The 14,559-nt window shown below is 41.7% G+C and carries 14 protein-coding genes; 11 read left to right on the top strand and 3 right to left on the bottom strand.

The features are described from left to right. Positions 1-131: 131 nt before the first annotated feature. Positions 132-1,493 carry a DNA repair protein RadA gene (gene radA, locus RDV63_RS11230; protein ID WP_313909593.1) on the top strand — a complete coding sequence of 454 codons (1,362 nt, stop codon included), beginning with the start codon at positions 132-134 and terminating at the stop codon, positions 1,491-1,493. 207 nt (positions 1,494-1,700) lie between these two features. Here the strand turns inward: radA and RDV63_RS11225 are convergent, their stop codons facing one another. Further along, the gene (locus RDV63_RS11225; RefSeq protein WP_313909592.1) at positions 1,701-2,450 is read right to left on the bottom strand and encodes an outer membrane protein assembly factor BamD; all 750 of its coding nucleotides are present in this window, start codon (positions 2,448-2,450) and stop codon (positions 1,701-1,703) included. Between the two features lie 124 nt (positions 2,451-2,574). On the opposite strand from RDV63_RS11225, the gene rluD reads away from it, so the two are divergent. The 10 genes from rluD to tyrA all read left to right on the top strand — a co-directional run bounded on the left by rluD (position 2,575) and on the right by tyrA (position 12,227). Continuing rightward, complete coding sequence (gene rluD / locus RDV63_RS11220) at positions 2,575-3,549, top strand: 23S rRNA pseudouridine(1911/1915/1917) synthase RluD (RefSeq protein WP_313909591.1); 975 nt, start codon at positions 2,575-2,577, stop codon at positions 3,547-3,549. A 14-nt stretch (positions 3,550-3,563) separates the two neighbouring features. Continuing rightward, a complete protein-coding gene (gene pgeF / locus RDV63_RS11215) occupies positions 3,564-4,289 on the top strand; it encodes a peptidoglycan editing factor PgeF (RefSeq protein WP_313909590.1) in 726 nt (241 codons plus the stop codon). A gap of 204 nt (positions 4,290-4,493) precedes the next feature. Beyond that, entirely contained in the window at positions 4,494-7,070 is a 2,577-nt protein-coding gene (clpB, locus tag RDV63_RS11210; RefSeq protein ID WP_313909589.1) for an ATP-dependent chaperone ClpB, read from the top strand. A 166-nt stretch (positions 7,071-7,236) separates the two neighbouring features. After that, positions 7,237-8,079, top strand: a complete 843-nt coding sequence (pssA, locus tag RDV63_RS11205; RefSeq protein ID WP_313909588.1) for a CDP-diacylglycerol--serine O-phosphatidyltransferase — start codon at positions 7,237-7,239, stop codon at positions 8,077-8,079. A gap of 102 nt (positions 8,080-8,181) precedes the next feature. Continuing rightward, the gene (locus RDV63_RS11200) at positions 8,182-8,574 is read left to right on the top strand and encodes a DUF2750 domain-containing protein (protein WP_313909587.1); all 393 of its coding nucleotides are present in this window, start codon (positions 8,182-8,184) and stop codon (positions 8,572-8,574) included. Positions 8,575-8,753: 179 nt separating this feature from the next. Continuing rightward, positions 8,754-9,005: a 30S ribosomal protein S16 gene (gene rpsP, locus RDV63_RS11195; RefSeq protein ID WP_313909586.1), complete on the top strand. Its 252-nt coding sequence runs from the start codon at positions 8,754-8,756 to the stop codon at positions 9,003-9,005. Positions 9,006-9,034: 29 nt separating this feature from the next. Next, a complete protein-coding gene (rimM, locus tag RDV63_RS11190) occupies positions 9,035-9,562 on the top strand; it encodes a ribosome maturation factor RimM (protein WP_313909585.1) in 528 nt (175 codons plus the stop codon). Then, positions 9,562-10,365 (top strand): tRNA (guanosine(37)-N1)-methyltransferase TrmD, encoded by an 804-nt coding sequence (trmD, locus tag RDV63_RS11185; protein ID WP_313909584.1) that lies wholly within the window; start codon positions 9,562-9,564, stop codon positions 10,363-10,365. The genes rimM and trmD overlap by 1 nt, the downstream gene beginning before the upstream one ends. A gap of 22 nt (positions 10,366-10,387) precedes the next feature. After that, a complete protein-coding gene (gene rplS / locus RDV63_RS11180) occupies positions 10,388-10,747 on the top strand; it encodes a 50S ribosomal protein L19 (RefSeq protein ID WP_313909583.1) in 360 nt (119 codons plus the stop codon). 340 nt (positions 10,748-11,087) lie between these two features. Next, positions 11,088-12,227, top strand: coding sequence for a bifunctional chorismate mutase/prephenate dehydrogenase (gene tyrA / locus RDV63_RS11175; RefSeq protein WP_313909582.1), 1,140 nt, complete (start codon positions 11,088-11,090; stop codon positions 12,225-12,227). 93 nt (positions 12,228-12,320) lie between these two features. Here the strand turns inward: tyrA and RDV63_RS11170 are convergent, their stop codons facing one another. Then, complete coding sequence (locus RDV63_RS11170) at positions 12,321-13,196, bottom strand: TIGR00730 family Rossman fold protein (protein ID WP_313909581.1); 876 nt, start codon at positions 13,194-13,196, stop codon at positions 12,321-12,323. 88 nt (positions 13,197-13,284) lie between these two features. After that, a complete protein-coding gene (locus tag RDV63_RS11165) occupies positions 13,285-14,436 on the bottom strand; it encodes a chorismate mutase (protein WP_313909580.1) in 1,152 nt (383 codons plus the stop codon). Between the last annotated feature and the right edge of the window lie 123 nt (positions 14,437-14,559).

Raw genomic sequence — 14,559 nt, 5'->3', positions numbered from 1 at the left:
AATTCGTCTAGGTGTGGGCCATAATTTCAGCGTCCTATCATGATAATATGTAGTACGCTACGTGGTTATAAATTGAAAAGCAATATTCATGCCTTTCATTGTCTGCAAAAAAATAAGCTTAGGGAAATTAGATGGCAAAAGTTAAAACAGCTTATGTCTGTACAGATTGTGGTGCAGATTTTATGAGGTGGCAAGGGCAATGTTCTGCCTGTGGCGCTTGGAACACTATTAGTGAAGTGCGTTTAGGCACTAGTGTAAGTAAATCAAGCAGAAGCAGTGGTTATGCCGGCGCAACAATTGCTAAAGTCATTCCATTAGACCAAGTTGATTTGCAAGCTGTACCTCGTTTTAGTAGCGGCTTTGCCGAGTTTGACCGTGTATTAGGTGGCGGCATAGTGCCAGGCTCAGCCATACTTATTGGTGGTCATCCAGGGGCGGGTAAAAGTACCTTATTACTGCAAATGGTCTGTGGCCTAGCCAGTGGTGGCGGTGTCTTGTATGTCACGGGGGAAGAGTCACTGCAACAAGTAGCCATGCGGGCGCAACGGCTCAATTTACCCACAGCAAATGTCAATATGTTGGCAGAAACCAATATAGAAACCATCTGCCATTTAGCCGAGCAAGAAAAACCACGCATTATGATTATCGACTCTATTCAAGTAATGCAATTGGCCGATATACAGTCAGCCCCTGGCAGTGTGTCTCAGGTGCGTGAAAGTGCCGCTTATTTAACCCGTTTTGCTAAACAAAATAATATCGCCATTATTTTAGTGGGCCATGTTACCAAAGACGGTTCTTTAGCTGGGCCTAAAGTATTAGAGCACTGTATTGACTGCTCGGTCATGTTAGATGGCGATAGTGATAATCGTTATCGTACTTTACGCGGCCATAAAAATCGCTTTGGTGCTATTAATGAACTCGGTGTCTTTGCTATGACAGAGCAAGGCATGAAAGAAGTAAAAAACCCTTCTGCTATCTTCTTAACCCGAGGTAAAGAAGACCAATCGGGTAGTATCGTTATGGTGCTATGGGAAGGAACTCGGCCATTATTGGTGGAGATTCAAGGTTTAGTGGATCAGTCGCCATTAAATAATCCGCGTCGAGTTACCCTAGGCATGGATCAAAATAGAATATCCATGTTATTAGCCGTTATGCACCGTCATGCTGGCATTCAAATGGCCGATCAAGATGTGTTTGTCAACGTAGTCGGTGGCGTTAAAGTCAATGAAACCAGTGCTGATTTAGCGACTTTGCTGGCGCTTGTTTCTAGCTTTAGAGACAAACCGCTACCTAATGATTTAGTGGTATTTGGTGAAGTTGGCTTGGCGGGTGAAATTAGGCCAGTACCCAGTGGCCAAGAGCGCTTACGCGAAGCGGCTAAACATGGCTTTAAACGAGCTATAGTCCCGCACGCCAATAAGCCTAAAGATGGCATACCCGGCATGGAAGTCATAGCCGTAACTAAATTATCAGAAGCGCTAGAAGCGATATAGGTAGCTCACGGAGTGAGCGAAGAGCAGTGGTGAGTTATGAGTTATGAGTGACTAGTTCGTATAACGAACAGTGACTAGCTGGCAGGGCCAGCGGTAACTCGTCACTGCTCACGAAGTGAGCTAGTCACAGCGGCAAAGCCGCAACTAAACACTAAACATTCAAAACTAAACATTCAAAACTAAACATTCACCACTAAACATTCATGTTTACCGTGTTGTGTTTTCTGGAAAGTTTAACTTCAACACGGCTAGTGTATCTTGCTTCAGTTTAGCTAAGCCTAACTTACCGTAGGCTTCAACCATCATTTCAAGTGCTTGCTCTACCAAGGGTGAGTCGCGGTAATACTCAACAATATACTTACCACGATTAGCTGCGGCTAAAAAAGCGCCTCTGCGCATGTAGTAATCAGCGATAAGCAATTCTTGTTGGGCTAAAGAGTTTTTAATCGTTAACATCCGATTTTTAGCTTCAGTTGTATATTTACTGTCAGGAAAACTGTTGATTAATAATTTAAAATCATCAAAAGCTTGCCGCGTACTGGCTAAGTCGCGATCTGAGCGGTCAATACCTAGCATATTGTGCAGGGTATTCTCATCGGCTTTAAGGTTACTTAAGCCGCGCATATAATAAACATAATCTAGCTTAATATGGTTAGGGTTTAAGCGAATAAAACGGTCAATATTGGCAATGGCTTTATCCGTGTCGCCAGTTTTGTAATAAGCATAAATCAAATCTAGTTGCACTTGACGAGCAAGTGGAGAGAATGGATAGCGTGAATCTATCACTTGCAATAGCTCAATTGCGCGATTAAATAGTCCATTATCAAGAACTGCTTTAGCTTCTTGATATAAAGTTTGTGGTGTTGTTGTTTTGGCTACATCGGGCTCTTTAGGCTTGTTAGCACAAGCTGTGAGAGTAAGTGCCAACAGAGAAATCAGTAAAAATTTTGCTTTCATTTAAAAAATCCGTAACTACTTAAGCTAAATGGCTGTCTAGTATGGTGTATAATCGTTAAAATACTATGTATTGCGATAATACTCCAGACTCGCTGGGGTTGCACACAGGATAACTGCTTCCGTTATGACAAAACAGCTAAAACTTTCAGAAATTGTGCCCGATCATTTATTTGGTAAACGTTTAGATCAGGTTCTTGCCGAAATGTTCCCTGATTATTCACGTTCTCGAATAAAAGAATGGATATTAGCCGGGGCCGTTAAAGTAGACGGTGAAGTAAATACAAAACCTAGAGATAAAGTGCTAGGTGAAGAGCGAATTGATATTCTGGCGGAAATTCCAGAAGAAGTACGCTTTACTGCTGAGGCGATAGATTTAAATATTGTCTATGAAGATGAACACATTATGGTGATTAATAAACCAGCTGGTTTAGTGGTTCATCCAGGAGCGGGTAATGCCGATGGTACTTTACTAAATGCTTTATTACACCATGTGCCAAGTATTGCTGAAGTGCCACGGGCGGGCATAGTGCATCGCTTAGACAAAGACACTACAGGTTTAATGGTTATTGCTAAAACTATACCAGCACAAACCCATTTAGTAGAAGCAATGCAAGCTCGAGAAATTGTTCGTGAATATGAAGCCGTTTGTCATGGCACTATGACCAGCGGTGGCACTATTGATGAACCTATAGGTCGTCATCCTACTAAGCGCACTCATATGGCGGTAACACAGTCAGGAAAGCCAGCCACCACTCATTTTAGAGTGATGGAAAAATACCGTGCGCATACTCGGTTACGTTTGCGCTTAGAAACGGGGCGTACCCATCAAATTCGAGTGCATATGAGTTTTAATAATTATCCGTTAGTTGGGGATCCTGTATATGCAGGTCGGCCTAGACCGCCACGTAAAGCCAGTGAACAGTTGCTAACAACCTTAAGAGGTTTTAAACGACAAGCATTGCATGCGGTGATGTTACGTTTAGCTCACCCTATTACCAGTGAAATTTTAGAATGGCATGCGCCTATACCTGATGACATGGTGCAGTTAAATGCGGTATTGCGTGAAGATACCGCTGAGCATGGCTTTGATTTAACCTAAGGTACATTTTAAATATGTTTATTTACCCAGACTGGCCGGCACCTAATAATGTGCGAGCAATATGCAGCACTCGTGTTGGTGGCGTCTCTAGTAATGGGTACAACAGTTTAAATCTAGCGCAGCATGTTCAAGATGACGCTAAAATGGTGCAGCAAAACAGGGCTATTTATCAACAAAAGTCCTTTATGCCTACTGCACCACTTTGGTTAAACCAAGTGCATGGCATTAGTGTTGCGGAGTTATCTTCAAGTAGCACAGAGCCAATTACAGCTGATGCTTGTTTTACTAAAGAGCGAAAACAAGTCTGTACAGTTATGACGGCAGATTGTTTGCCGTTATTAATATGCGATCAGGCGGGTAAGCAAGTTGCTGCTATTCATGCTGGTTGGCGCGGTTTATGTGCAGGAGTTATAGAGCGTACCGTAGCGCAGTTTTCTCAACCACAACAACTATTTGTTTGGCTTGGCCCCGCTATAAGTCAAGCAAAGTTTGAGGTGGGACAAGAGGTGCGAACTGCTTTTATACAACAGGATCTTAAAGCCGCTAACGCTTTTATTGCCCAACCCAACAATAAATATTTAGCCGATTTGTATCAACTAGCAAAAATGCGCTTAGCTGCTGTAGGCATTACAGCAATATATGGCGGTGATTACTGTACTTATCAGCAATCTGAATTGTTTTTTTCTTATCGTCGTGATGGTGAAACTGGCCGGATGGCTAGTTCAATTTGGCTTGATTAAGACTAATCTCGCTATTTTTAGCTGTTAAGTCGTAAAAAGTTTAGTCGTAAGTCAAATATTTGACGTTTGTACTTGAAATTATCTGGTCGCTCCCCAATCTTTATTACATATCGATTATCATTATTAAATCTAGCTTTAAAGGCAAATACAAACCAAACTTACTGCTAGTTTGTGTTAGCTCGGTTAAGGCTATGAGGAGCAAATATGCGCTTAGATAAATTTACTAGTAAGTTTCAAGAAGCTATAGCTGACGCGCAATCATTGGCGCTAGGCCGTGATCAACAATATATAGAACCTAGTCATTTAATGTTTGCCTTACTTAATCAAGAAGGTGGCACTGTACGGGATTTATTAAATAAACTGGCTATAAATTTTAATGATTTACGCTCTAAAGTTAGCCAAGTAATAGAGCGCTTACCGCAAGTTAAAGGCAGTGGTGCTAATTTACAGCTGTCTTCAGCCAGTGCCCAGCTGTTACAACAATGTGATAAGTTGGCACAAAAACGTAAAGATCAGTTTATTTCTAGCGAAATGTTTGTGTTAGCAGCGACTGAAGATAAGTCTGAACTTGGTAAGATTTTACGTTCATTAGGTGTTGAAAAAGAAAAAGTAGAGCAAGCCATTGAACAGATGCGCGGCGGTCAAAAAGTAGACGATGTTAATGCTGAGGATAGCCGACAAGCATTAAGTAAATACACCATAGACTTAACTGCACGGGCAGAATCTGGCAAGTTAGATCCGGTTATTGGCCGAGATGAAGAAATTCGTCGCTGTATCCAAGTACTGCAACGTCGAACTAAAAATAACCCTGTATTAATTGGCGAACCAGGCGTTGGTAAAACAGCTATTGTTGAAGGCTTAGCTCAGCGCATTATTAATAAAGAAGTGCCAGAAGGGTTGAAGAATAAGCGGGTATTATCGCTTGATTTAGGCTCACTATTAGCTGGTGCCAAGTATAGAGGTGAATTTGAAGAACGGCTTAAAGCAGTATTAAATGAACTGGCCAAAGAAGAAGGCCAAGTTATCTTATTTATTGATGAAATTCATACTATGGTGGGCGCAGGTAAAGCTGAAGGTGCTATGGATGCGGGGAATATGTTAAAACCGGCCTTAGCACGGGGCGAGTTGCATTGTTTAGGAGCAACAACCTTAGATGAGTACCGTCAGTATATTGAAAAAGATGCAGCCTTAGAGCGCCGTTTCCAAAAAGTATTAGTTGAAGAGCCAAACGTTGAAGATACCATTGCTATCCTACGTGGCTTAAAAGAACGCTATGAAATACACCATGCGGTAGAAATTACCGATCCGGCTATTATAGCTGCGGCTACGTTATCACACCGTTATGTGTCAGATCGGAAATTACCGGATAAAGCAATCGACTTAATTGACGAGGCGGCTTCTAGTATTCGGATGCAGATGGACTCTAAACCTGAGCAACTAGACCGTTTAGAACGGCGTATTATTCAATTAAAGTTAGAAGATAATGCTTTAGCGAAAGAATCTGATGACAGTAGTAAAAAACATCGCGATATTATTCAGCAAGAAATTGCCGAGTTAGATAAAAACTATCAAGAGTTAGATGAAATTTGGTCGTCAGAAAAAGCGGCATTGCAAGGTACGCAAAATATTAAAACAGAGCTTGAACAGGCTAGACTAGATCTTGAAGTTGCCCGTCGTGCCAGTGACTTACAGCGGATGTCAGAATTGCAATATGGCCGAATTCCTGAGTTAGAGAAAAAACTCGACTTAGCCAGTCAAGCCGATATGAATGATAATACGTTATTACGGAATAAAGTGACCGAGCATGAAATAGCTGATGTGCTATCTAAATCGACAGGAATACCCGTTAGCAAAATGCTTGAAGGTGAACGTGATAAATTATTGCAAATGGAAGATGCATTACATAGAACCGTTATTGGTCAAGACGAAGCTGTTACGGCTATCTCGCATGCTATTCGCCGCTCACGGGCTGGGTTGTCAGATCCGAATAAGCCAATAGGCTCATTTTTATTCTTAGGGCCAACGGGTGTAGGTAAAACCGAGTTAACTAAATCTTTAGCTCAGTTTTTATTTGACAGTCCAGATGCCATGGTACGCATTGATATGTCTGAGTTTATGGAGAAACATGCCGTATCACGCTTAGTAGGTGCACCGCCGGGATATGTTGGCTATGAAGAAGGTGGTTATTTAACAGAAGCAGTACGGCGTAAACCTTATTCTGTTATTTTGTTAGATGAAGTAGAAAAAGCACACCCTGATGTGTTTAATATTTTGTTGCAAGTATTAGACGATGGCCGGTTAACGGATGGTCAAGGACGTACAGTAGACTTTAAAAATACTGTAATTATTATGACATCAAACTTAGGTTCAGATTTAATTCAAGAGAATTATAAAGAGCATAGCTATCAGCAAATGAAAGATATGCTTATGGGGGTGCTAGTTCAGCAGTTTAGACCAGAGTTTTTAAACCGGTTAGATGAAACTGTGGTATTCCACCCATTAGATAATAGACAAATACGCAGTATTGCTAAAATTCAGTTGGGTCGTTTAGAGCAACGATTACATGAACGTCAATACAAATTTGCTATAACTGAGCTAGCCTTAGATAAGTTAGCTGAAGTTGGTTTTGATCCTTTATATGGTGCAAGGCCTTTAAAACGCGCTATACAACAGCACTTAGAAAACCCATTAGCACAAGCCTTATTGCAAGGTGAAGTCTTGCCAGGAAGCACGGTAACGCTAGATTATAATGGTGATAAGTTTGTGGTTACTAGCGCATAAATCGCTAAGTGATAGTTAATTGAACTAGGCATGCCAATTAAAGATTAATCTGCTTAATTGGATATTTATTATAGAAGTGACGCTTAGCGTCACTTCTTCCTTTTAGCTATTCATGATATCTTAGCTGTCTTATAATTTTTTTTAGCCTATTAGTAGAAGTTGCTTTATGACCGAGCCAAAAATAAATGATACAAGTCCCAAAAAGGGAATTTTTTTACTGCCTAACTTATTAACAACAGGCGGTTTGTTTTCTGGTTTTTATGCCATAGTCACCTCGATGAATGGCCACTTTGAAGCCGCCGCAGTGGCTATTTTTGTGGCGATGATCTTTGATGGCTTAGATGGCAGGGTAGCAAGGTTAACTAACACCCAAAGTGAATTTGGTGCTCAATACGATAGTATGGCCGATATGATATCTTTTGGAGTCGCACCAGCATTAGTAGCTTATAACTGGGGTTTATCGAGTTTAGGTAAATTTGGCTGGCTAGCGGCTTTTGTCTTTGTAGCTTGTGCTGCCCTGCGTTTGGCCCGTTTTAACGCTAACTTAGGCGTAACTGATGGCCGCTTCTTCCAAGGCTTAGCCAGCCCTGCTGCTGCTGCACTGGTCGCGGGCATGGTCTGGACTGGGAGCAACCATCAAATAGATGGCCACAGTATTGGCTATATAGTGGGTATTATTACTATTTTAGCTGGTTTGTTAATGGTGAGTAACTTTCGCTATAACTCGTTTAAAGATGTTAACTGGCGGGACAGAGTATCATTTTTAACCATCTTATTAGTGGTATTTATTTTTGTTGTTATTGCCGCTCGTCCAGCTGAAATGCTATTTGGTATTTTCTTGATTTATGCTTGTTCTGGGCCTGTTACAACTATCCGCAGTGTGCGTAAGTTAAAGTTAGAGCATGTTGTTGGTGACTCTAATGATGCGGACTTTACAGATGATATAGCGGACGACAAAGTACAAACCGAACCAGAAAATAAAGACTCAGCAGATAACGCTAAATCATAACGGCCATCTTAACTTTAACCACCTGCAAGCTTGAAAATACTTGGTAATATTAAGTCTGATGGGTCACAATTAGCGGCATTATTTAACTTTTAGGATTTTAACATGGACTACCAACTTTCTGCAGAAGAGTTAGCACGTATTAACGCTTTAGATGCCGAGCAGCGCTATAGCTATTTTATACAAGCAGTGGCAGATTTAGAGCAAATTTGGATTTTGACTGACGATGATGGCTTTGTTTTAGTAACAGCAGAAGACGAACGTTGCATTCCTGTATGGCCACATGAAGAATTAGCACAAGAGTGGATTGAAGGTGAGTGGTCGGATTGCATCGCTCAAGCGATAGATGTAGATACTTGGTTAGATAAGTGGACATCGGGCTTGAATGGTGATGAATTAGCGATTGCTGTGTTACCAGATACCGAGGGTCCAGGCGTCGTGGTATTACCTGATGAGTTAGCGGAAACGTTAATTACTGAAATGCAGGACGACGATTAAATTTATTTTAGCCTAGTTTTGTTAGTAACCGTGGCTATTCAGCGCTAATTGCCGCGCATTTCCCTTGCATTTACAACTGGAATCCGTACAATACGGCAGCCCTTTAGTCCGACCTTTGGTCTGAGTAGGGGGCTTTGTTATTTTATTAAAACCTGAACGATAAAAAATTAGAGGGCCTTATGGTAACTATTCGTTTACAACGTGGTGGCGCGAAAAAGCGTCCATTTTACCAAGTTGTTGTAGCGGACAGCCGTTTTGCTCGCGATGGCCGTCATATTGAGCGCTTGGGTTTCTTTAACCCACTTGCTGGCGGTACAGAAGAGCGACTACGTCTGGACCTAGATCGCGTTGATCACTGGGTAGCACAAGGTGCTGCATTAAGTGACCGCGTAGCAACATTGGTAAAAAATGCTAAGAAAGCATCAGCTTAATTAGCATTGTGTCGGGTGGAGTAGTCAGCGTGGAAAAGAAAGATTTAGTCGTTCTTGGCAAATTTGGTGCAGTTTACGGTATCAATGGCTGGCTTAAAGTTAACGCTTACACCGACTTCCCAGAAGGGATTTTTGATTACATTCCTTGGCAAGTAAACGTGCAAGGTAGCTGGCAACCAATGCAAGTGTCTAGCTGGAAGCGCCATAGTAATGGCCTAATAGCAAAACTTGATGGTATTAATGATCGTGATCTCGCTCAGCGTTATGTTAATGCTGATATAGCGGTAGCAAGCTCGTTGTTACCTTCTCTTGAAGAAGGAGATTATTACTGGAAGGACCTTATAGGTTTAACCGTAGTAAACGAAGCAGGCTATCACTTAGGTGAAGTAAGCGACATGATGGAAACGGGCTCTAATGACGTAATGGTGGTTAAAGCCAACCGTACCGATGCATTTGGTAAGAAAGAAAGGTTGTTACCGTTTTTAACCGATACAGTGGTGAAAAGCGTTGATTTAACCGAAGGTCGCATTGTTGTAGATTGGGACCCCGCGTTTTAATGGCAGAAAACGTTACTCGATGTAAAGATAGTCGCTGGATAGGCGTTATTTCTTTATTTCCGGAAATGTTTAATGCAATAACGCAATTTGGGGTGACAGGCCGTGCTGTAAAACAAGGGCTGATTGACGTTAAGTGCTGGAACCCGCGTGATTTCACAACGGACAAGCACAGAACGGTTGATGACAGACCTTATGGTGGCGGCCCCGGTATGCTAATGATGGTGCAGCCATTGACCGACGCAATTCGCGCCGCGAAACAGGCTGCAGGTGGTGAGGTTCACACGATTTATTTATCGCCGCAAGGTAGAAAATTAGATCAACAAGGTGTGGCTGAACTGGCGACGCATTCGAAGCTGCTATTAGTAGCTGGCCGGTATGAAGGGATTGATGAGCGCGTAATAGCAAGCGAAATTGACGAAGAATGGTCGGTGGGTGATTACGTGTTAAGTGGTGGAGAGTTGCCTGCGATGACGCTAATTGATGCGGTATCGCGCTTAGTACCAGGTGTACTTGGGCATCAACAGTCGGCAGAACAAGATTCTTTTGCATCGGGTTTGCTAGATTGTCCACACTATACAAGACCTGAAGTGTTATCAGACAAACAGGTTCCGGCAGTATTACTGAGCGGTAACCATGAAAATATACGACGCTGGCGTTTGCAGCAGGCTCTTGGTAGAACCTGGCTAAGACGACCAGATATGTTAAATCTCCTGGCTCTGACTGAGGAGCAACGTCGGTTACTGGCTGAGTTCAAACAAGAACATCAGCAAGAGTGCCAGACGGGGCAGCAAGAAGACAGTTAATACCAGGTATAGTGAGATTGTTATGAGCAAAATTAGCCAAAACATTATCAAACAACTTGAAGAAGAGCAGTTAAAGAAAGACGTTCCAGCTTTTGCGCCGGGCGACACTGTTATTGTTCAAGTAAGAGTAAAAGAAGGTGAAAAATCACGTTTACAGGCTTACGAAGGCGTTGTTATCGCTAAGCGTAACCGTGGTTTACACTCTGCTTTCACAGTACGTAAAATCTCTAATGGCGAAGGTGTTGAGCGTGTTTTCCAAACGCACAGCCCATTGGTAGACAGTATTACGGTTAAACGCCGTGGTGCAGTTCGCCGTGCTAAGCTTTACTACTTACGCGATCGTTCAGGTAAATCAGCGCGTATTCGCGAAAAGCTTAACTAAGTTAGATTTAAGCGTTAAAAAGGCCGACAATTGTCGGCCTTTTTTGTTTTTAAAGACAATGAAGCTTGCATATATCCATACAAGAGGCTACTTGCTGAGCAAGTTAGTAGCCCCGCGGCTTTGCCGCTAACCACAGTATGCTTATGCTAGTCTAGTCACTCTAGATTACTTTTTGTATAAGTAAGTCAGTAAAGGCTTGACCGCTGCTTTTTAGCACCCTACTATCCAAGCTGTATTTAATTAATTACAAGGTGTAACGTAATGTTTGCGTTGCTTTCTGTTTCCGTCTGGCACTCTTATATATATTTATGCCATTTATCTTTAGATCTGGAGCATTAATATGGCTAGCTCAGATAAAAAAGGTCAGCAGGCACTACAGCCTCTAAGACAACAAATTGACGAGATTGATAGCCAATTAGTAGGGTTATTAGCTCAGCGGGCTAAGGTCACAGCACAAGTGGGTAAGGTTAAACAAGAATTAGCATTACCAGTTTATGTGCCTGAGCGTGAGCAGTTGTTATTAAAGGCAAGGCGTAAGCAAGCTAAGCAGCTTGGTGTATCACCAGAGCTAGTTGAAGATATTTTACGCCGCATGATGCGAGATTCATATCAAACTCAAGAAAGCGGCTTTGTTTGTTGTGGTGAGCTTGGTGCTAAAGTGGTTATTGTTGGTGGGGAAGGGGCTTTAGGTCGGCGCTTTGCTAGTTTGTTTACTCGCTCTGGCTATATTGTGCAGCCATTAGAGCCTACTGATTGGCTAAATGCCGAAGCTATTTGTAGCAATGCGGCATTAGTGCTTATGGCTGTACCTATTACTCTTACAAAGTCTTTAATTAATAAGTTACCAATACTACCTCAACACTGTGTGCTGGCCGATATTACAAGTATTAAGGTTGAACCTTTAGCAGCGATGTTAACTAAGCATAATGGCCCTGTTGTTGGTCTGCATCCTATGTTTGGCCCTGATGTAACTAACCTAGTTAAGCAAGTGATAGTAGTATGCCATGGTAAAGAGCAGGCCCAGTATCAATGGCTATTAACCCAGTTAAAAGTATGGGGAGCTGAGCTATGTGAAAAGTCGGCAGTTGAGCATGATCAAGCTATGCAACTAATTCAAGCTATGCGTCATTTCTCCTCATTAGTGTACGGAGTACACTTGGCTGACGAACAAGCGGATTTAAGCCAATTATTACAGATGAGCTCACCGATCTACCGCTTAGAACTGGCTATGGTAGGGCGATTATTTGCTCAAAATGCTGAGCTGTATGCAGATATTATGCTGTCATCTAAAGCTATGACTAAAGTATTACAACGCTACCAACAGCGCTTTAGCCAGCTATTACAGTTACTAGAAAACCAAGATAAAACTGAGCTAATGGCACAGTTTAGCAAAGGCCAACAATTCTTTGGTGACTTAGCTGAGCAATTTTTGCAAGAAAGTAGGCAGTTACTGCAAAAGGCAGCAGATAGTCGCAGCTGAGTTTTATTATCAATTTAATACTAAGAAAAGACGCAACCTGGATTAGGTTGCATCTTTTCTTATGCAAAACTTATGAAATTCAAGCAATAAATTTTATAGCAGGCTGTAGTGTTTTCTAATTAACTGCCAAGCTTGTTCAGGGGTATCGGCGTATTGGATTAAATCAAGATCATCAGCATTAATTACACCTTCTTCAACTAATAAATCAAAATTAATTAAATTTTGCCAAAATGTTTTATTAAACAAGATCACGGGTACACGCTTAGATTTTTTGGTTTGAATTAAAGCTAAGGTCTCAAATAACTCATCTAGAGTACCAAAGCCACCAGGGAAAGCGACAAGTGCTCGTGCCCGTTGTAAAAAATGCATTTTACGAATAGCAAAGTAGTGAAATTGGAAGCAGAACTTAGGCGTTATGTATTGGTTTGGTTGCTGCTCGCGAGGTAGGACTATATTAAGGCCGATGCTTTCACCACCAGCTTCCATTGCACCACGGTTGGCAGCTTCCATAATGCCTGGGCCACCACCACTAATAATAGTGAGAGCGCAGTCTTGGTGTTTGCAGCTATGCTCGGTAACTAAATAGGAGAACTGCTGGGCGGCTGTATAGTAACGGCTTTGATTAACTTGAGCTTGAGCATATTTTACGGCTTGCCTATTTTGGCTGTTATCATTTTCTGTTAGGGCTTGTTGAGCATTTTTTAATAACAATTCTGCTTGCTCAGGTGATAAGAATCGCGCACTGCCAAACACAACGATAGTGGCATGGATGTTGTTTTGCTCTAAGACCTGTTGTGGTTTTAGATATTCGAGTTGTAGTCTAATATGACGTAAATTATCTTGGGTTAAAAAATCATTATCGGCAAAGGCCAGTCGATAAGCACTAGAGTTTTCTAAGTGATTTATACTGTCTATAGACTCTTGGGCTGATGTTAAATGGCGGCCATAAAGTTTTTCTTGATCAGTCATATGATCCTCGTAATGTTGTACTACAATCGCAATAGAGTAGGTTTTACCTTGCCTATCACGATCATTAAATAATAGAATTTATGTGTATTTAGTTGCTAATTAAGGTTGGTTCAATATCTTCGCTGGCATAACAACCGAGCACTTTAATAAATTTAGTGATTTTATTTAACTCTTCTAATGCGCGAGTCATGGCGTAGTCGTTTAAATTAGCGAACACGTCAACGTAGAACATTTCTTCCCACGGATTGCCGTTTATAGGTCGCGATTCTAATTTGGCCATACTGATGCCGTGTTGCTTTAAAACGAGCAGTGCATCAACTAGTGCACCCGGCTGCTGGCCAGTGTACATGATAAAGGTTGTTTTTGCTGGTATGGCTTTGGCCACTTGTATTGGCTTACGAGCAACAACAATAAAGCGACTAACGTTGTCTTTTTGATTGGCTAAATAACGGGTTAATACTTGTAAACCATAAAGCTCACCGCCGGCTTCGCCACCGATAGCGACAATACTAGGATCTTGTAATTGTTTTATCCGGCTAAAGGCGTCAGAAGTACTGTCACAATACTCTATTTTAACATTGTTTAAGCCTTGTAAAAACTGACTGCACTGAGCAATAACTTGTGGGTGAGCACAGACTTGGCGAATTTTAGTTAAATCGGTATTGGCAAGGCCAAGTAAGCAGTGAGCGATAGGGTGGGTAAGCTCGCCAACAATAGATAATCTAGTTTGTTGTAATAGATCGTAGACTTCATTTATGGAACCTGAAGAAGTATTTTCTATAGGTAATAATGCATAGTCAGCATGGCCTGTTTCTACGCTATGCACTATGTCATGAAAACTATCACAGCCTAGCTCAATTAACTGATCGGCTCGACGGCTAAAGTACTTCTGTGCTGCCCAATAACTATAAGAGCCTTGACCACCCAAGAAAGCAACACGGACGATATTATTGTCAAGATTATTTAATTGGCCTTGTATTTTTGCTTGTTGCTGTAAGACTGAGTCTTCAATAATCACCTGATAAAGTCGTGTAATGTATTGTGCATCAAGGCTCAAAGCCTTAGCTTGCTCAATTAGTGAGAGCAACAATTCCTGTTCGCGCTTTTGATCGCGAATAGGTTTATTTTGTGCAAGTTTAGCGTTGCCTACTGCTAGGGCTAGTTGGCGTCGTTTAGCTAGTAAGGCTAATAATTGCTGATCGGTAGTACTAATCTCACTGCGTATTTGCTCTAATTGCATGGCATTTTCTCTTTTTTGGCAAAAAAAAACCTCCCAAAGGGAGGTTTTAGTTTTACTGCGCGCGCAGCTTACTACCTCCCGTTTTGGGTGGTAAAGCTAAAAAAATTGCGAGCAATAATTAAT

Source organism: Rheinheimera sp. MMS21-TC3 (assembly GCF_032229285.1).
Lineage (GTDB): Bacteria > Pseudomonadota > Gammaproteobacteria > Enterobacterales > Alteromonadaceae > Alishewanella.
Note: the sequence above shows the minus strand (reverse complement) of the source record. Positions and strands in the feature narration are given on the sequence as shown.

What these genes read in the sequence shown, in the direction of transcription:
- radA (WP_313909593.1), top strand. Translation starts at nt 132, where the DNA reads ATGGCAAAAGTTAAAACAGCTTATGTCTGTACAGATTGTGGTGCAGAT.
- RDV63_RS11225 (WP_313909592.1), bottom strand. Translation starts at nt 2,450, where the DNA reads ATGAAAGCAAAATTTTTACTGATTTCTCTGTTGGCACTTACTCTCACA.
- rluD (WP_313909591.1), top strand. Translation starts at nt 2,575, where the DNA reads ATGACAAAACAGCTAAAACTTTCAGAAATTGTGCCCGATCATTTATTT.
- pgeF (WP_313909590.1), top strand. Translation starts at nt 3,564, where the DNA reads ATGTTTATTTACCCAGACTGGCCGGCACCTAATAATGTGCGAGCAATA.
- clpB (WP_313909589.1), top strand. Translation starts at nt 4,494, where the DNA reads ATGCGCTTAGATAAATTTACTAGTAAGTTTCAAGAAGCTATAGCTGAC.
- pssA (WP_313909588.1), top strand. Translation starts at nt 7,237, where the DNA reads ATGACCGAGCCAAAAATAAATGATACAAGTCCCAAAAAGGGAATTTTT.
- RDV63_RS11200 (WP_313909587.1), top strand. Translation starts at nt 8,182, where the DNA reads ATGGACTACCAACTTTCTGCAGAAGAGTTAGCACGTATTAACGCTTTA.
- rpsP (WP_313909586.1), top strand. Translation starts at nt 8,754, where the DNA reads ATGGTAACTATTCGTTTACAACGTGGTGGCGCGAAAAAGCGTCCATTT.
- trmD (WP_313909584.1), top strand. Translation starts at nt 9,562, where the DNA reads ATGGCAGAAAACGTTACTCGATGTAAAGATAGTCGCTGGATAGGCGTT.
- rplS (WP_313909583.1), top strand. Translation starts at nt 10,388, where the DNA reads ATGAGCAAAATTAGCCAAAACATTATCAAACAACTTGAAGAAGAGCAG.
- tyrA (WP_313909582.1), top strand. Translation starts at nt 11,088, where the DNA reads ATGGCTAGCTCAGATAAAAAAGGTCAGCAGGCACTACAGCCTCTAAGA.
- RDV63_RS11170 (WP_313909581.1), bottom strand. Translation starts at nt 13,196, where the DNA reads ATGACTGATCAAGAAAAACTTTATGGCCGCCATTTAACATCAGCCCAA.
- RDV63_RS11165 (WP_313909580.1), bottom strand. Translation starts at nt 14,436, where the DNA reads ATGCAATTAGAGCAAATACGCAGTGAGATTAGTACTACCGATCAGCAA.